This window comes from Weissella viridescens (assembly GCF_001437355.1).
Lineage (GTDB): Bacteria > Bacillota > Bacilli > Lactobacillales > Lactobacillaceae > Weissella > Weissella viridescens.
This window is the reverse complement of record NZ_JQBM01000003.1, coordinates 176,829-193,343: the sequence shown is the minus strand read 5'-3', so window position 1 is coordinate 193,343 and position 16,515 is coordinate 176,829. Positions and strand designations below refer to the sequence as shown.

The following is a 16,515-nucleotide window of genomic DNA, read 5'->3' as shown; positions in this document are numbered from 1 at the left end:
ATATCAACGGTTTATTGTTTTATTCTTCATATTCGAATTGGAAATATTCAAACGTTATCATACCAACGCCTAAACAGTTCAATTTCAGAATTTTTTCAGAATAAATCAACCAAACAAGTGAAAGGATCCGAGCTATATCTATCTATCACTTTACTACACTTTCATCTGATTACAAATAAGAAAGCCCTAGCAAGTACCTCAATTAAGAGTTACACACTAGGGCTTTTAATCATTAAATTTCGATACTTTAACAATCTCAACATTCAATTTTTTTTCTTTCGAAATTTGACTTATGTTATTTTCAAATTTTTCATATGTCGGAGAATCAGAAGCTAAATCATCAACTACTATTTTAATATCACTAACATCTTCATTTAAGTTTTCTAAGTCATATAATCGTCTTTTTAATTCCTTAGACAAAAATGCGCCTTGCTTGTACTCAAACCCGATGGTTAGAATATATTTACCATCTATTTTATAGTCAAATATTTTAGTCAATCCAAATTCATCCATCACATCTGGGTCTTTTTTTACATTTTCAAATTTTGATGCCGTAATTTGCTTGCCTAATAGTCTTTTAACTTCGGCAGTTGTAATTCGATCACTTTTAGGCCGGTCATAATACAAATATGTCTTCTGATAATCTTTCTCATAATCCCCAACTTCATTTTCCGGTATATTTACATGTTCAACCGGCTTAAATTGGAATTGATTATTATAATACTTTGTTCTACTTGATAAAAAATTCATTTCTCCAACATCGTCATACTCTTTATTATAATCTTGGTATTCTAATGTAATTTCATCAGTCTTTGGAAAAGTAAATTGATCTTCTATTTGCTCAATTACGAATTTATAAAATTCAACATGTTCATCATCAAATGCTCGAACTCGTTGAAGGTTTTTTGTTTTCACAAATTTAACAGTTTCTTCAGAAGGAATATGAAATGCAATTCCAACATTAATTTTTTCACCACGAATAACACTTGGTATATATTCTAAAACAGAAAAATACAATTCGATGGATTCGCTACTAGTATTTTCTAGATTTGGCATTTCATTCCCTCCTTCCTACATTAAATTAAATTTATTTTTCAACGAATTAATTATATCATCAGAATGCAGCTTCTGAAATTCCAAAAAATCTACAACAGCTTGCTTGTCGTCAGATGTTATATCCCAAGTGGGAGGTATACTTTGCACATAATGATTAAAATCAATATTGGTTAATTTTCGCTGTATATCTAAAAAGCAAGTTCTACTTGAATCAATTTTATCTGCTAGATACTGATACTCTATATCATCCATTGATTCGACTAATTTAGGCGGATTGTCTTTTAAGTGCTGTAATGTAAAACAATTCCATTGTTCAATGCCGCCTAATATTTGTGTGAAATCAAAAGCTCTTAATTGGAAGTTCACATCAAAGAACCAATTCCCCCTATTATAGCCTCTATCTATATTTAAAAGAAACTGATCATAAAATAACAAACTCCCAAAATCTTTTTTATTATTTATTTTTTCTAACGTCTTAGGTGAAATTATAGCTGTTTGTCCGTCTACATATTTTGTGCCATAACAAATTCCAGGTTCAGCGCCTAATCGAATTAACTCATTACTTGTATTAATTACACTTTGTGGTAAATTAAAAAATTCTCCCTGCATAACTGGCAATCCTAGGTCTTTACCTAGCTTAGTTCCTAAATACTCATTAAATAAAATTTTACCTGAAACTTCTTCATTTACTGCATTTTGCATAAATTTTATAACAAAAAGTTCTGGTATATCTGTTGAAACATCGCTTTGCGTAGCGGTCACAAGATAGGGCTTTGTAGTACCTGGTTGTGCTTTTATTATATCGTTTACAACATACATCCCAGCCCTACCTCCTTTTTTACCTACAATACTATAAAATACACTATTTTATCTCACTTTGCAAAAATTCAGATAAATCCATAACTACACATAAAATAAAAAAGCCCTAGTAAGTAACCAGTTATGATTACCTACTAGGGCTTTTGCTTTATTCCGAGGGTAGACGGAATATGAGCATTTCTGTGTGTTTAGAAATATCACAGAAATAAAACTATACCACACTCTATTTAATTTTTACAAACTCACTTTTCAACCAGACTGGTTCCCCACCAATTTCAAGCTTGATGTTGTCACCGTCTTGAGCTAGCACTTTATACTTGCCATTCAAAGTAAAGAACTCCATCTTTCCGTTATTACCTTGGCCAAGTTGATTTTTCAACTTATGACCGTAACGATCTGTCAAAGTAACAGGTCCTGCTGGGATCCAATTATTGTAGTCTTCAATTGGAATACTAAAGTCGTTGTTTGTCACATACCACTTGTTATTCCATTTAATCCACTTATTCACGACATAGACGTTATTAAACGTCGCATATTTTTGAGTAGCTGGCTTTGGTTTTGGCTTTTGTGCCGGTGGAGTCGTCTTAGGCACTGGATTACTTGGCGTGTACTTATGTCCCGTCAAATTTTTCCAGTCTCCATATTGCATGTTACGGTCAAAACCGCCACCATCTCCGTATTGCCACATATCTACAGTTTTAAACCATGGAATTTGTGCAAACTTTTGATTAGCCCAGGCTTGCCCGTAATATTGGGTGTTGTTTGCACTAGGATATAAGGCTAACCACAATTTGGCGTCCTTGATATCTGACCATTCAAAACGGCCGTGCATACCTGTCGCCATTTCAAAGTTCATATACACATTAACCTTCTTACCAGATAAGCGATAAAACGCATCCATAAAGCGCTTTGGTTCATCACCACGGAAGTGGTTACCGTCCCAAGCATTTTCTTCAACGTCCACAAATACTGGAATATCTTTATTCCGAGCATCTTCTGGTCCTAAAATATTGTAGAACTGACGTGCTTGTTGTTCAGGACTTAAATGGCTAGTTAAGTAGTAGTAGAATCCATGTTGAATGCCTTCTCGTCGTGCTTCTGCTTGTTGTGCACCAACATATGGATTCACATAGTTACCTGTTGTACCCTCGCCACCACCGGCTTTAATGATGACACCATTAAATCCATTAGACTTGTAGTTCATGACGCCCTGATAGCTAGATACATCTGTCACGTAACTATCTGCATGACCGTCTGAAACACCTAAACCGGTGCCAAATAAAAAGGCTGCCACCAGGACAGCCTTACTTAAATTTTTGTTCATCTGTTTCTCCCTTAAATGTTTGTTTTACAAATTGATCTAACCATGTTGCATTAGCTCCTCCGAAGGCTCCTAATGTGACATTCATCATTAAGTGTGCTGGGTCTACAAAGTACCCAACAAATAGACCTGTCAATAGACCAATCAATAAACTTAATAGGGGCAACCACCGATTATTCAGTGGCGTTTTACTAATCGCTTGCGTGATAGCCCAAGTTAAAACAGGCGTCATAAGCGATGTGGTTGTAATTAATTGATTCACTTTAAAGACCTCTCCCTTCTTTTTCAAGAAACATTATACGGCGTTCATGATCTTCTAAACGTGCGTCTGTATCATCTTTCATTTTTTCAAATTGTGTTGTTAAGCGATCAAGTGGTTCTTTGACATAAATGTTCAATATCCAGCCTAGCGCCCCAAGACTAGGCACAATAACCGCAAGCCAACCGATTGCATCATGTGGCCAAAAATTCAATATCGTATTCCTCCGTGTTTCATTTAAATTAAAGAGGCTACATCATTAAGATTGTGTCGGTGCCTTAGCTTCTTCAGTAGTCTTAGCTTCTTCGTCAGTCCAAGATTTCCCTGTGATCTTTTCATAATCTAATGGTGTCAAACCAAACGCTGGTAAATATATCACCATATCTTTAATGTCGCTTGCCTTCATTAGACCGTACTTGTACAGATTGTTATATAAATCAAACATGCTGTGCTTCCTCCTTTGCCGCTGTGAGTTGCTTTGCCTCTGTTAGTTGCTTTAATTGTGTTTGTAATTCTGTGACCGAACGTGTCGTCAACGCGAGCTGGGTTGACGCGCTAAGCACGGACTTAGATAGACTTAACAGTTGCTCCGTTACCATTGCTTTGAATTGCTCATCATTATCCGGTAGACGTGTCATCTTCTTTGCTAAGTAGTTCTCCCATTGTTCCGCAGTATAAGAACGCCACATTTGAATACTTTCATCAAAGGCGTAAGTGATTCCCTGACCAACTTCGCCTGGTAAAGGAACTTCCGTATTCCCAAAATTAGAGTCTTGCGTAGGGAAATCACTTTCGTTCACCCAAAATCCAAGTTTTTTATTGTAAATTTGAAATGTCATTATTCTCCCCTAATTTTCTAAACTAAATACGCCACTCATCCCAATATAACCGCCTTCATTAATCGGCACTAGTTGGCCTCCAGATGAATATTTTTGCATCTCCATGTGTTTCCCCGATGTAAATAACGCAAAGGTAGTCAAACCTGAACCGACTTGAATGCGGACTTGCGCATTAGCAAAATCAAAAGGCAAATTGTCAAACATTGTATAGGCTGTCGTAACATCCTTATTAGGCAATGTTTTAGCTGGTGTTAAATCGCCTTTAATATGCACCAAATTACCGTCAATGCGATACATAGGTGCGACATTGCCTACTGTGAACTGCTTATCTAAGTAAGGCACTAACGTACGCCAAGGAGTCCACTTTGCCGTTGTATACCAATTACCAAATACAGGCTGAGAAGTCATAGCTTGAACTGTTCGCGTTTTAGTCTCACCATCAACCAAATTCATATTGGTAATGGTTTGAAAAGCCGTGTCCCTAGTGATTTTTCGGGTTTCAACCGCAAAGTAATTACTACCCATAGGATTATTCAATGTGCCGTTATTTGAATAATAATCAACGGTAGTTGTTGCTTCCGGTAAATTACGCAGCTTATTAATATCATTAACGTCCTGGTTAGGGTCATTTACTGTATAAATTTTATTTGTAATCCCTGTCATAAAACCACTAACTGGATATGTGAAGCTATTATTTTTACCGGTGAACTGATTATCACCATTCAACAAAGCGACTGACTTATCTGCAATATTTTGAGTCCATGTTGCGAGTAATTGCTTTAATGCGTCGGCGTTATTCTTGGCAATTGAAACTTGTGCAATGAGATCACCAAATTTTTGATTTAGCTTGTCAATTTCATCAGCAGTGGCTGCTTCAAGTTTGAGCTTTAATTTATCAAACTCATCAACATACATCTCACTCTCGCCTGTGGTCATGTGGGCATGATTATTATAGACTTCAAAGCCTACTCGAACAGATGAAACTTTTGTATTACCTTGCTTTTCATAAATCTCAAATTCAGCATTTTGGTATGCTCCAACCGCTTGATATAAAGCACGTGGCAAAGTCATTTCCACTAAACCGGCAGTTGCATCAACGATTTTTGTCGCCAAACCCACACTCTTAAAAACGCCCTGGGCATCATGCCCAACTAAACGTACATCACGTCCGGTCATGTTCATTGGGACAAGCGGTGCTTTTGGATCATTACTAGCAGCTCTGGCTTTAATCGCTAAATAAACTGTTCGACCAGCATCTCCCAAATCGCCACTCATTTCGTCAAACCACATTGTATCGTCAGACGTGAGTGTGGTATTTAAAATGCCATAAACCCCCTGCTTAACTAGCGGAATGACTGCTTCTTCTTTAGTTGCCATTTATTCCTCCTTCTGTACACCATAATCGTTGTACATTGCTTGTATCTCGTTTAACTTTTGCTCCATTTTTTGGAAAGTTTGCTGTGCTATTAGGTCATCATCTAAAAATTTAAGCGAGCTTAATTTAATGGGTTGCATCGTCATAAGTCCTAATCCTGTTTGAAAATTCACCCACCCCTGTGACTGTGTGTTTAAAACTAATTCGTTAATTTTACCAATGACAAAATTAAAAGCCTGTTCCATTTCTAGAAAGGCTTTCAAATCATTTTCACTTGTAATTTTAACTTCTGGGTACGCTTCACTATCATTTAGTTGTAAATGGACTACGCGTTTAACAACCTCATTCAACTTTTTATTGTAGTTAACTATGTTCATACTGGTTCTTCCACCTTCTCAGTGCCTAATTCTCCCGTATTGCTAACTTTCAACCGATACTTTTGTCCATTCGGACTACTTAGACACAAACTATTTCCTTTTAAATCGAAAATACTTTCATCATCAATTGTTAGCAGCTGGTTGCTTGTAATGGAGAGCTGATGGGTAACACCTTGATCATCAATAAAATTAATGGCTGGCAAAGATATATCGCTAAAATCTTCTGGCATCAAATGTACGCCATCAGGTTGAACCATATTCCTTTGTACTCCATTAATACGCCCCCACACTCCATAATATGGATCTACTCCAAATTGTGAACCTGATGGTGTCACAGTCATACGACTCGGTATCTTATTCATTTCCCCTCCAGTCCCATGCCAATCCCTGATTGAGCGTGTTTTTAATTTGTTGATTAATTTGTTGACTATCATATGCAACAACTTTCTGCTGCTTACGTTGCACATTAAAGTAGTCCAGAATTGTTTTTCTCAAGCTGTTCAACGTTACCTTGGTCGTTTGACTGGGGTCGTATGGAAAACAGCTAAACCCCACAACTTCAACATCAGTTACATAACCAGACTCAATAATTTCAAACCGCTTTAACTCGTTCAAAGTTGGCTGTTCATGTCCCTTATAATCTACTGTGATATTAAGTGGGGGATCCAGTATAAAATGACTTCTCGCATAATCATCTATCTCCTGCGCATTATGGAAGCGGTCATCAGAAAGTATTCCACCGGGCCATTCACCATATTTAGCAATAGAAGCTTCATCTTTCACCAAATGCGCCGGAAAATAAGGCTTATCTTTATCATTTCGTCCACCCTCTACATAATACGAATTAATCATTTGCGAGATATCTGTGCTTAGTGAAATATTGTCTGAATTATGGCCATAGCTCAATCGGTTACCGCGGTGCTTGACCTTTTGGGAATGCTGATACACAACGATTTTCTTATTATCGTGGTCTATTACTGCATCTGGCCAAGTGCTCACAATCTTAGCCAACCCTTCAAAGGCTGAATTGCCACCTAATCCTTCAATTTGTTTCTTAGGAAAATCACCAACCACTTGAGTAGTAAATCCTAATCGATTACCTGAAAAATAAAAATTCAAAACGTCTTGAACACTGTACGTCTTAACTCCTGAATTTTGTTCATATTTAATGATTCGATTACTGTCTGTATAAATGTGTAGTGCCGTCACACTAACAGTTGCATATCCATTCACATAACCTCGGTTAATTTGCTCAATAATATAATCCTGCCCGTCAAATTCAACTAAGTTATTTTCTTGAATCAAACGATAAGCCAAGCTATGGTCATCACTGGCCACAAAACTAATTTGCCGTTGCGTGTTAACTTGCACATCATACTCAAAAGAATTAAAAATTAAGCAAGACATGGGCTCGATTTGGGTGCCGTTCCGTGCCTTAACTTTTGGTATCATGTTATTCATCAACTCAAATACAAAAATGGAAAACTGAATGTGATTTCATGGATTGTCGCTGCACCCGAAACAACAATATCATTTTCACCTGTCTCTAGTTTGATAAACCCAAAATCAGTGTTTACACTATCCTGTTTACCCTCTTTGTAAGTTACTAGCCCATCAAGGACCACTTTTGTTTTTCCCGACAAATTGCCCTTATACGACCAATGTGTGCCGTTCGTTTTATTCGTTATCGTAATTGATTCATCAATAGCCATGCTGATTTTCAAATCATGGCGCTGATAATATGGGTCAATCTGAATATCACTTGCATTATAGATTGTAAACTCACGCTCATTGTGTGCATAACTGGGTGATATGTCCACTAGATTCATACCAAATGACTCATCAGATATCTGGTCGCTTCGTCGCACGGAGTACATAAAGCCACTTGGCACTTCAAAAGTCACTTGAATCTTAAAATCGTTATTCCCATCTGCCAATGAATCTAACGGAAAATTAACTGGTCGACCATAAAAACACTTATCTGGATCATCGCTTGTCCGTACACGTAACAATGGTCTTTGAGCAAATTGCCGATAAAATTCATGTCGCATGAGTTGATGCTCATGATAATCAGTCGCCGGCATAAAAAAGTTAGCAACGAAAGTGGCTTTACCGAATGCGACTGATGTCAGTTGACTCCCATCAGTTCCTACGTTCTCCTGATAGGTATTCGTGAAATTAGGTGTAAACAAACCATCTAAATAAATTAATGAAGGTAATCGCTGTGTCAGGTCAATTTCTTCCTGACCAACTTGTTTAATGTAAAAATGACTCACAAATAAACTCCTCTCTATGTGAAATTAAGATTTTGACGTTCAAACAACTGCTTATCTGAACTTTGCTTTTGCCATAGTTCATTACGATCAACATAGGTCCTTGAAACAGATTCCTTACCCGTGTTCTCAGCAATTGAACTTAAATAATTTAGCATCTTATCAAACTTGTTATTCAAAGCATTAACTGCTGCATCACTTGAAACGTTTGACATCCCCATTTGGTCTCTAGCTGCAAACATTGTCACTGCTTGACCAAGTAGTTCATAACCACGACTCCCTTTGACCTTTGCCATTGGAATCGTTATTTCAGGTTGATTGTTCTCACTAATCTCAACCATTTGGTGCTTGGTTGTAAGACCACCATTTTCTAAACGGCGATGTCCCGTGGGACCCCAACCACCAGGCATTCGAATATCACTCGCCCAATTAGAGTCATTGAACATGGCCATAAGTTGATCATATCCACTTAAGATATTCGTATGCCCTGACACAGCCCAAGATCTAAAAGTAGGCGGAATATACTGCAATAGTCCTTGTGCAGGATTCCCATTAGCTGTATTAATGTCGTAGATTTGTTGCTTAATGTTTTGTCGACCACCCGACTCTTTATTAATACGCGCCATAATGGCTTGCATATCTCCTGAGCCTAGTGTTACATGGGCTTCTTTAGCAGCTTTCTCAATTTGAGAGCGCCAGTTCCCACCAGCACCAATGTCTTTAGCATTAATTTCTTGTTGTGCCTTGTCAAATATTCCTTTAATCCGTTTCAATAACGCATTTGTAACAGTAGATACACCACCACGCGCAAATCCCAATAAGCCAGAACCAGCTTGACTAAACTGATTAATAAACCCTTTGACGCCAACCTTATCTTCAACCATATCTAATGCCTTTTTGGGTCCTTTATTAAGGATTGACTCAGCGTCTTTAAACATGTTTTTAGCCCAGCTAAAGGCATCACCAATAAATCCACCCACACCATCTTTGTGGGCCGGTAGGCCTTGAGTCATCGCCATAAATTGCTTAGATAAGTCATGCGGCAAAATTGAAGTGCCCGCATCAAGCGGACGAACTTCGGGTCCATTAACGCCTAAAGCAAACAACCCTTTTTGTGGATGGTGAGCTAGTTCGAATCCTTCTTCACCAACCAACGCAATTTCATCAATTGGCAACCCTTGATGACCAAGTGCATGAGCTCCATACGCCTTATTGCGTATCTTAGATGAAACATAATTACCTGGTGTCCATTTAGGAATATGCAACGGATGGTCTTTATCGATCACCTTTAGTAGTCCATTAATACCACCAGTAATCCCGTTGACGACATCAGCTAATCCACTCGACATTTGACTCCAACCATCTAGAACATTTCCTGTTTCATCATCAACAGCGTTTTTATGCTCATGGGCTTGTTTAGTGGCTTGATCAACAACCTTATTATGCTGTTCAGTAGCGTGTCCGATAGACTCGTTCTTCTGTTTTTTGGCAGCATCTACAGAATTGTGATAAGTGTCGTTAGCCTTTCCAACAATATCATCACGTTGCTTTTTAGAAATACTACCATTCTCATAATATTCTTTATCAGCTGCACGAATCGTTTCATCACGCTTCTTTTTTGCACTATCAGTAGATTTTCGGTAAGTTTCATTAGCATCTTTAATGAGCACATTCTTTTGTTTGTTAGACTTCGCAATAGAATCCCTCATTTCCGATTGTGAAATTTTACTTTTTTTCTTCTGCAAGTCGTGAAGAATATCTAACTGTTTCGTATTGGCTGAACGAACAATCTTATTAATGTTTTTCTGGAACTTATCATTATCTTTTACTAAACGATCTTGATAGTTTTTATTAGCTTTTTGCTCCAACTTCCGCTGTTCATCCTTATATCGCTTAGAACTCTTACCGTACTTCTTTTCGATATCCTGAAGCTTTTTATCCTGGCCACTATGAATCTTTTGCAATTGAGCATAATAATTCGTGGTGTCCTTTTTCATACCATTAAGTAAGTCTTTTTTTGCTTTTTGCTCTTTGGTATCGTTCTTTTTACTTCGCTCGTAATATTTATCAGCTTCCTTTTGGCTCATTGCACCATTTTTCACCAAAACTTGTAAATCTTTTCGCGATTGCGCCTCTTTGTTTTGGTAGAACTTATTGATAGCTGACTCCATACGCTTGTATGAATTTAATACACTATTTTCTTGGGTCTTTAAGTCTTTTGTACTAATAGTTGGGTTAAGTTGAGTATTCTTACTTAGGTTCCCAATGAAACTATTGTATTGCTTCTCAAGTCTTTTCATGTTGCTATTTTGGGAATGGAGACTAATCTTTGGCGTTATAGGCTTTTTATTTAAGCTCTTCTGAACTTCATTACCCCACAGCTCTCCAGCTTTTTGGCCAATCGTTCCACCAAGCATAGCGCCCCCTGGACCACCAAAAAAGGCACCAATACCAGTTCCGATACCTGCACCGATTGTGCCGCCCACTTTTTCATGGATTGGCTTTTTACTTGTTGCTTCCATCAGACCTGATATAACACCACCACCTACGCCAGTTGCGGTAGCTCTCAACAATACTTTCCCTAAAGCCGGCGCAGCTTTAGCTGCAACACTTGTAACTGCCTCAGCTTCACTTGCACCAGCCGTTGCTGCCCCAATAGAACTTGCGCCTTTGGTTGCAGTCGTTGCGACTTGGGTCCCTTTAGCGACTTTTCCAATCTTACCAATTGAGCCACCACCAATGAAATCCATAGCCGTACTAACAGCCTTTAATTCAAGTAGAGCCGTCTTCGCGTCCTTGACCAAGATAATAAATTGTCCAACTTTTTTAAGGCCCCACATTGCACCAAGTACTGCACCGAATGCTTCCACTTCATGCGTATGTGATCCTAAAAATCCGACAAAATCAGCTGTTGATTTTGCCAAGAAACCAACACCATGTGCCAATGTTCTTAGCCCCTTTTGTCCCTCTTTAGAATCAAAAGTCTTAACCAGTTGAACAGAAGCCTCACGTAAGACTGGCAACATTTCCTTACCAATCATGATCAAGGCTGCATTACCAGCTTCTTTGAACTGAGCTAACTCGTTTTTAACTGAACCCATGTTCTTTTTAGCTAGGTCTGCTACATATCCCTGCCCTTTAGCGGACTCTTCAACTTTCTTGTTCAACTCGCCCAGGTCTTTGGCATTCGAAGATAGTATGGCTCCAGCCTGTTCTCCAGTAGCACCAAATAATGCATGGAAGAGTTGACCTTTTTGGAACTTAGATAGTTTTTCAGTATGTTGATTTAACATACCGAAAATTTCTGTCATAGACTTCATCTTTCCACTTTTATCTACAAAATCTTTCGTGGAAAGCCCAATACCGTTCAACGCTTCGGTTGCATTCTTGGTTGGAGATTGCAATGATGAAATTGCCTTACGCAATCCTGTACCAGCTTTATCGGCTTCCAAACCGTTGTTTGACAAAACACCGATAGCCGAGGCAGTTTCAGACAAGCTTAAACCAGATTGATGAGCCGTTGCACCGGTATATTCCATAGCAATACCCATGCTCTTAAAATCCGTGGCAGTCGCATCAGCAGCAAATGCCATTTGATTAACCACAACCTTGGTATTCTTAGCCATTCCTGTAACTGAATCCGTCTTCTTTCCAAATGATTCTAACGCTGCAGTTGAATTGTGCACAACGTCTGTAAAGTCATCTCCAGACGCCCTGGCACCTTGTAGCATAGTCTTCATTGACCCAAGTGCTTGCTCAGAAGAATATCCACGTTTAACTAGTTCTTGATACCCGTCTGCAATTTTACTCTGCGCCACTCCGTATTCAACGGACATGCGCTTGCCTTCCGACTGCATCTTATTCACATTTTTCTGTGCTTCAGCAGCCTTTTTTCCACCCGTTACAAGTAGATTAAAGGTCGTTTTGTATTGGTTCTCGAGTTCAGAGGCCATTTGAGCACCCTTAATAGACGCAGCGCCAACGACACCAATTCCAAGTGCTGCATTCATGGCACCATTACGAACGCTTTGGAAGCCACGATGCATTGAATCAAATGTCTTGTTTGATGTTTGGTAGAGTGCGTTCATTCCTTGTCCCATTTTTGAGAACCCGAATGGATTTAAATGGTCCACTTCACGTTGAACCGTCTTGATCTCTTTACCATAACCAGCCAGTTTAGCCTCTGACTTAGCCACTTCTGCCCGTTGCTTAGCCAAAGATTCGTTACTTCTATCTTGCGCTGATTCAAGTCGCTTAAGTTGTTCACGTTGTTCGCTAAGCTCTTTGTTCTGAGTAGCATAAGCGTTTTTAGTTCTTGCCAACTTTGTTTGTAACGAAGCGTTATGACGTCCCTGCAACTCTAAACGATCGGCATTCGCTTTATACAACTCATTATTGTGGGTTAATGCAGTGTTCAACTCTTTTAGCTTTTGTTCACCACCAGCTAGTCCCGATTGATAATACTTCAATTCAGCTCTAGTTTCAGCAAGGCTTTTCTTTGTCTCTTCTACTCGCATAGCTTGCTTATGGTATTCTTCTGATGTCTTACCGCTTTGACTCGCCACTCTATTCAATTCTCTCTCTTGAATTTTCAAGATACCCGAGAGACTTTCCTGAGAGTTTTTCAAACCATCTACATGAGTTTTAGCAGCAGCCTCTTCACGTCCTTGTGCTTGCAGTCGTTGTTCACGGATATGCATTATATCTGTGTTCCGTTGTAACTTTTGAGTCAAACTTGCTAATCCCGACTGATAATATCTATCCGTTTCGCTTGCTCGCTTCAATTGTCCATCATATGACCCCAATTGGCGTTCTGCTTTTTCTAACTCCTTTTGCAAATAGTTATATAAAGAAGTTCCAGCCTTGGTTTCCCGATTAACGCCTTGCAACCCTTGTTGCAAAATCTCAATTTTTTGTTTTTGGTTAGCAATCGTATTCCCCAACCCATTCATTCGAGCTGAAGCTGCTCCCGCTTGATCTCCTGCGGCAGATAATTGGCTAGACATTGATTTCCATTCACGCGTAGTGGCTGTTGATTCACGTTGCAAGTCTCGTAATGCCCCTTGGGCGTGCGATGTATCAAGCGTCACACGAGATACCATCTCACTCGTTAAAATATTCATCACTATCCTCCTTTCTTTTTGAGTTGGTCATTAGCTTGATCAAGATTAATTTGATGGTGTGCCACGTACTCATGTCCACTCATTGGACGATCATTCCGTGATTCAGCAGCCAAAACTTCCATCATACGCTCATACGGTTGTTCTTCGTATTCAGTAGGTGGTATGTGCAGCGTATATAAAGCCTGTTGCTCTGCATAATCCAAGTCTTTTAAGAGGTTATCCCAAAATTGATAGTTATGAACTAGTTGTTTAAACCCGACTTATCGTCCTCTTCTTGTTCCCGGTCTGCTTCTGACTTTTTTGTACCAGTATCATCCTCTTCTTCAATACCCAAAATCAAACCAGCGACGCGACGAGCAAGGTCAATCGTGTCTGTACCGTTTGCTTCATCGATGGTGTCACGTTGCTTTTCTGATAAGAAAGCATCAATCACATCATGTAAATAATTAACGGCTGCGTCCAGTGCGTCAATATCCCGATCAACTGACCGTAAAACATATTCACCATCTGCTGCTGGGTTTTGTTTTGTATCCAAGATACGTTGTAACTCTTCAATTTTTTCAAACTTCTTGTCGTCGTCGAGTGTACTTAGGCGAATATCTTCAATCATATTGGTCAATTGTTCAACGTCAGTCCAATATTTTTGAATTTGTTGTTGTAACTTGACATCTTCTAAGCTTTGTTTCGTCAAATCACGATTGTATTGAACAGTCCGGCGGTACATCTTTTGTGTGGCCACAAAACTTAATTGCTTGCCTTCTTTGAATCCAAAATATTCGTTTGATTCCTTTAGTGTTAATGTCTTCGCCATAAATTAGTTACTCCTTATTGGTATGTACTAGCCGCCCTTGCGTATTGTGCATTTAATGGCGACCCTGTTCCGTCGTATTTAAGATATTTAACCTTGTGGTGCTGGTGAAATATCTTCACCGGTTGTTGTAAATTTGCTGACATCTGCACCAGGGAAGAAGTCCTCAAACATATGTTCTTTTGAATAAGCTGGCATATCTACGTAATACCATGCCCCAAATCCATCATCACCTCGTTCAGCTGCCTTAAACGTCACATCATTTGTTTGACGTTGTTCAGAGGCGTTGTTTGTTTGCATATTTTGTGATGGGTCTTGTCCAATTGCCTTATAGAATCCAACATATAATGGCTCTTCAATATCAAATGTTTCAGCAGATTCAACCAACAAAGCAACATAAGTATTACTTTGTCCAGCGGCCTCGAATCCACCGTTTCCCTTGTCCTTGCGTCCTAACATACGATTCAGTACCATATGTGGGAACGCATTGGCTGTTAGCACACCTTGTGGTGCTGCCTTACCTTGTGAGATATAAACGACTCGGTTAGATCCATAAATATCAGTTTGACTTCCGGCCATGTTGGTTAAGTTAAACCCAACCAAACCCCAAGCACTCTTTACATCGGCTTGAAAAATACCGCTTTTGTCATCGGTACGGCCATTAATGCCATCAATTCCGGTAATAATTTTGTTGGTCTTACTATCAATAAGCGCAATCCATGCGCGGTTAATTCCTAATGACATTTAAAATGCCTCCTTTGTTTTACTTACTAATATTGTGGCTGTTAACTGATGTGTATCTGGGTCAGGTATCGCAGGCTTTGTATCAAGAATGCGCCACCCCTCCTGATTAAACACTTTCAATAATTCAATCAACTTTTCTTCTAAATCAAAAGAAGCATGCAATCCCAAAAAAATTTGGACTTGGATGCTCCCCTGATAAGTATGAAATTGATTACTACCGTAATCCGTCGGACTACTCGTGCTATTTCGTATTAAAATCGAAGTTTCATTTGAATCAAGCTGCTTGACATCAACCACATTCAAATAAACCGTTTTTGCCCAATTTGCATTGGCTCGAACTAAGTTTTTAGCTTCTTTCAATAAACTCATCGTGCTTTACGCTCCTGAATTTTCGCCAGTTTTTCTGCCATTGCCGCTTGCGCGGGCCCAACTGCTATCTCGCGTGCATGATCATAAAATGAATCACCCGGGCGTTTAATCGTTCCGTCGTTTAAAAAGCGTGCGATACGCGCATGATTGACGTCATCATGGTCAAATCCATAACTCGTTGAACCATCTGAACGTGTCTTTTCTTCACGCCCTACAACCACCGAATCAGCCAAGTGCGCCATCTTTGATGTATCGCGTCCAGACTCAAAGTGTTTTTTGCGCGTTTCTTCAACAATAACCACTTTCGCAGCTTCTGCGCCAGCTCGTGTAACTTTACGTTGGTCTTCCACTGTCAGGTTAACGCTCCGTGCAATTTGCTGTGCCCATTGTTCCAGTTGGCGTTCTAAATCATCATTCCCCAATCTTGGCACCTCTTTTCGCAACATCTTGCAGCGTCAAAATATCATAGGTGTTTAATCCATTCCCATTTCGTTCATCTGAACTAATTTTTAGAACCTGAAATAAATTCTCTTTAATTTGTCCATACATCCCCTCTACTACCTTAGAATTATGACGAATAGCAATGAGTTTCGTATGCCTAACATTCAGACCCTCTAATGTATATTGTTGATTCAAGGTTTGCTGACGATAGCCAAACCAAACTTTGAAATCTGGTTTAAATTCATTTGTCGCCTGGCCATTCTCATCTTCATCACCCTGATCTAGATAACCAAAACTAATACGCTCTGTAAATTGATAAGGATTAATTTTCATCTCAACCCTCCATCCGTTCTAGGTACGTCGCATATCGTCCTCTTAATTGACCAACGATTGAATTTACCGACATGTTCACGGGTGACATTGGAATATTAGACAAGGATGTTCGAGCTGTATAGTATCCTGTTGCCTGAGCAATGAGCGCGGTTCTAAATAACGCCTTAACCGATTCTAATTGCCAAAACTTAGATGTTTCGTCGCCGACAGCGCCTTGAATATATGCAGTAGCCGTATCGAGATACAACTGCAACAAGTCATCATCTTCATCCATATCCAGACGTAAGGATAGTTTCAGTTGCTTCAAAGGCTCCTTTTGACCATCTTTTGAACTCTCTTCAGTCATGCATTCTCCTAACCGCCGCCCTTACGAACTGT

General features: G+C 39.2%; 20 protein-coding genes. All 20 read right to left on the bottom strand.

What is annotated here, in order from left to right; all coding sequences use genetic code 11:
- Nucleotides 1-225: 225 nt before the first annotated feature.
- The 20 genes from IV50_RS06005 to IV50_RS05915 all read right to left on the bottom strand — a co-directional run bounded on the left by IV50_RS06005 (nt 226) and on the right by IV50_RS05915 (nt 16,483).
- The gene (locus IV50_RS06005; protein WP_057746533.1) at nt 226-1,056 is read right to left on the bottom strand and encodes a DUF3037 domain-containing protein; all 831 of its coding nucleotides are present in this window, start codon (nt 1,054-1,056) and stop codon (nt 226-228) included.
- 15 nt (nt 1,057-1,071) lie between these two features.
- Entirely contained in the window at nt 1,072-1,875 is an 804-nt protein-coding gene (locus IV50_RS06000) for a HipA family kinase (RefSeq protein WP_057746530.1), read from the bottom strand.
- Nucleotides 1,876-2,098: 223 nt separating this feature from the next.
- Entirely contained in the window at nt 2,099-3,199 is a 1,101-nt protein-coding gene (locus IV50_RS05995) for a glycoside hydrolase family 25 protein (protein ID WP_057746527.1), read from the bottom strand.
- Nucleotides 3,180-3,458, bottom strand: coding sequence for a holin (locus IV50_RS05990; RefSeq protein WP_057746524.1), 279 nt, complete (start codon nt 3,456-3,458; stop codon nt 3,180-3,182). Before IV50_RS05990 ends, IV50_RS05995 begins: the two co-directional genes overlap by 20 nt.
- 1 nt (nt 3,459) lies before the next feature.
- On the bottom strand, nt 3,460-3,669 hold the full coding sequence (locus IV50_RS05985) for a hypothetical protein (protein ID WP_057746520.1): 210 nt from the start codon (nt 3,667-3,669) through the stop codon (nt 3,460-3,462).
- A gap of 45 nt (nt 3,670-3,714) precedes the next feature.
- A complete protein-coding gene (locus tag IV50_RS05980) occupies nt 3,715-3,900 on the bottom strand; it encodes a hypothetical protein (protein WP_057746517.1) in 186 nt (61 codons plus the stop codon).
- Entirely contained in the window at nt 3,893-4,294 is a 402-nt protein-coding gene (locus tag IV50_RS05975; RefSeq protein ID WP_057746514.1) for a hypothetical protein, read from the bottom strand. Before IV50_RS05975 ends, IV50_RS05980 begins: the two co-directional genes overlap by 8 nt.
- Nucleotides 4,295-4,303: 9 nt before the next feature.
- Nucleotides 4,304-5,671, bottom strand: a complete 1,368-nt coding sequence (locus IV50_RS05970; RefSeq protein WP_057746511.1) for a BppU family phage baseplate upper protein — start codon at nt 5,669-5,671, stop codon at nt 4,304-4,306.
- Nucleotides 5,672-6,046: a hypothetical protein gene (locus IV50_RS05965; RefSeq protein WP_057746507.1), complete on the bottom strand. Its 375-nt coding sequence runs from the start codon at nt 6,044-6,046 to the stop codon at nt 5,672-5,674.
- Nucleotides 6,043-6,408, bottom strand: coding sequence for a hypothetical protein (locus tag IV50_RS05960; protein WP_057746504.1), 366 nt, complete (start codon nt 6,406-6,408; stop codon nt 6,043-6,045). Before IV50_RS05960 ends, IV50_RS05965 begins: the two co-directional genes overlap by 4 nt.
- Nucleotides 6,401-7,498 carry a prophage endopeptidase tail family protein gene (locus IV50_RS05955; RefSeq protein ID WP_269079380.1) on the bottom strand — a complete coding sequence of 366 codons (1,098 nt, stop codon included), beginning with the start codon at nt 7,496-7,498 and terminating at the stop codon, nt 6,401-6,403. The genes IV50_RS05960 and IV50_RS05955 overlap by 8 nt, the downstream gene beginning before the upstream one ends.
- 8 nt (nt 7,499-7,506) lie before the next feature.
- Nucleotides 7,507-8,322, bottom strand: coding sequence for a phage tail domain-containing protein (locus tag IV50_RS05950; protein WP_057746498.1), 816 nt, complete (start codon nt 8,320-8,322; stop codon nt 7,507-7,509).
- Between the two features lie 14 nt (nt 8,323-8,336).
- Entirely contained in the window at nt 8,337-13,442 is a 5,106-nt protein-coding gene (locus tag IV50_RS05945) for a phage tail tape measure protein (RefSeq protein ID WP_057746495.1), read from the bottom strand.
- A 2-nt stretch (nt 13,443-13,444) separates the two neighbouring features.
- Nucleotides 13,445-13,645 (bottom strand): hypothetical protein, encoded by a 201-nt coding sequence (locus IV50_RS07865; RefSeq protein ID WP_143696181.1) that lies wholly within the window; start codon nt 13,643-13,645, stop codon nt 13,445-13,447.
- 38 nt (nt 13,646-13,683) lie between these two features.
- Nucleotides 13,684-14,253: a hypothetical protein gene (locus tag IV50_RS05940; RefSeq protein ID WP_057746492.1), complete on the bottom strand. Its 570-nt coding sequence runs from the start codon at nt 14,251-14,253 to the stop codon at nt 13,684-13,686.
- Between the two features lie 87 nt (nt 14,254-14,340).
- Entirely contained in the window at nt 14,341-14,994 is a 654-nt protein-coding gene (locus IV50_RS05935; protein WP_057746490.1) for a major tail protein, read from the bottom strand.
- Complete coding sequence (locus tag IV50_RS05930; RefSeq protein WP_057746487.1) at nt 14,995-15,363, bottom strand: DUF806 family protein; 369 nt, start codon at nt 15,361-15,363, stop codon at nt 14,995-14,997.
- The gene (locus IV50_RS05925; RefSeq protein ID WP_069201677.1) at nt 15,360-15,809 is read right to left on the bottom strand and encodes an HK97-gp10 family putative phage morphogenesis protein; all 450 of its coding nucleotides are present in this window, start codon (nt 15,807-15,809) and stop codon (nt 15,360-15,362) included. The genes IV50_RS05930 and IV50_RS05925 overlap by 4 nt, the downstream gene beginning before the upstream one ends.
- Nucleotides 15,775-16,137, bottom strand: coding sequence for a phage head closure protein (locus IV50_RS05920; RefSeq protein ID WP_057746481.1), 363 nt, complete (start codon nt 16,135-16,137; stop codon nt 15,775-15,777). Before IV50_RS05920 ends, IV50_RS05925 begins: the two co-directional genes overlap by 35 nt.
- Nucleotide 16,138: 1 nt before the next feature.
- Nucleotides 16,139-16,483, bottom strand: a complete 345-nt coding sequence (locus IV50_RS05915; RefSeq protein ID WP_057746478.1) for a head-tail connector protein — start codon at nt 16,481-16,483, stop codon at nt 16,139-16,141.
- Nucleotides 16,484-16,515 lie beyond the last annotated feature (32 nt).

Excerpts from the sequence above, each read along its gene's own strand:
- IV50_RS06005 (WP_057746533.1), bottom strand. The coding sequence starts at position 1,056 with ATGCCAAATCTAGAAAATACTAGTAGCGAATCCATCGAATTGTATTTT.
- IV50_RS06000 (WP_057746530.1), bottom strand. The coding sequence starts at position 1,875 with ATGTATGTTGTAAACGATATAATAAAAGCACAACCAGGTACTACAAAG.
- IV50_RS05995 (WP_057746527.1), bottom strand. The coding sequence starts at position 3,199 with ATGAACAAAAATTTAAGTAAGGCTGTCCTGGTGGCAGCCTTTTTATTT.
- IV50_RS05980 (WP_057746517.1), bottom strand. The coding sequence starts at position 3,900 with ATGTTTGATTTATATAACAATCTGTACAAGTACGGTCTAATGAAGGCA.
- IV50_RS05975 (WP_057746514.1), bottom strand. The coding sequence starts at position 4,294 with ATGACATTTCAAATTTACAATAAAAAACTTGGATTTTGGGTGAACGAA.
- IV50_RS05970 (WP_057746511.1), bottom strand. The coding sequence starts at position 5,671 with ATGGCAACTAAAGAAGAAGCAGTCATTCCGCTAGTTAAGCAGGGGGTT.
- IV50_RS05965 (WP_057746507.1), bottom strand. The coding sequence starts at position 6,046 with ATGAACATAGTTAACTACAATAAAAAGTTGAATGAGGTTGTTAAACGC.
- IV50_RS05960 (WP_057746504.1), bottom strand. The coding sequence starts at position 6,408 with ATGAATAAGATACCGAGTCGTATGACTGTGACACCATCAGGTTCACAA.
- IV50_RS05955 (WP_269079380.1), bottom strand. The coding sequence starts at position 7,498 with ATGATACCAAAAGTTAAGGCACGGAACGGCACCCAAATCGAGCCCATG.
- IV50_RS05945 (WP_057746495.1), bottom strand. The coding sequence starts at position 13,442 with ATGAATATTTTAACGAGTGAGATGGTATCTCGTGTGACGCTTGATACA.
- IV50_RS05940 (WP_057746492.1), bottom strand. The coding sequence starts at position 14,253 with ATGGCGAAGACATTAACACTAAAGGAATCAAACGAATATTTTGGATTC.
- IV50_RS05935 (WP_057746490.1), bottom strand. The coding sequence starts at position 14,994 with ATGTCATTAGGAATTAACCGCGCATGGATTGCGCTTATTGATAGTAAG.
- IV50_RS05930 (WP_057746487.1), bottom strand. The coding sequence starts at position 15,363 with ATGAGTTTATTGAAAGAAGCTAAAAACTTAGTTCGAGCCAATGCAAAT.
- IV50_RS05925 (WP_069201677.1), bottom strand. The coding sequence starts at position 15,809 with ATGTTGCGAAAAGAGGTGCCAAGATTGGGGAATGATGATTTAGAACGC.
- IV50_RS05920 (WP_057746481.1), bottom strand. The coding sequence starts at position 16,137 with ATGAAAATTAATCCTTATCAATTTACAGAGCGTATTAGTTTTGGTTAT.
- IV50_RS05915 (WP_057746478.1), bottom strand. The coding sequence starts at position 16,483 with ATGACTGAAGAGAGTTCAAAAGATGGTCAAAAGGAGCCTTTGAAGCAA.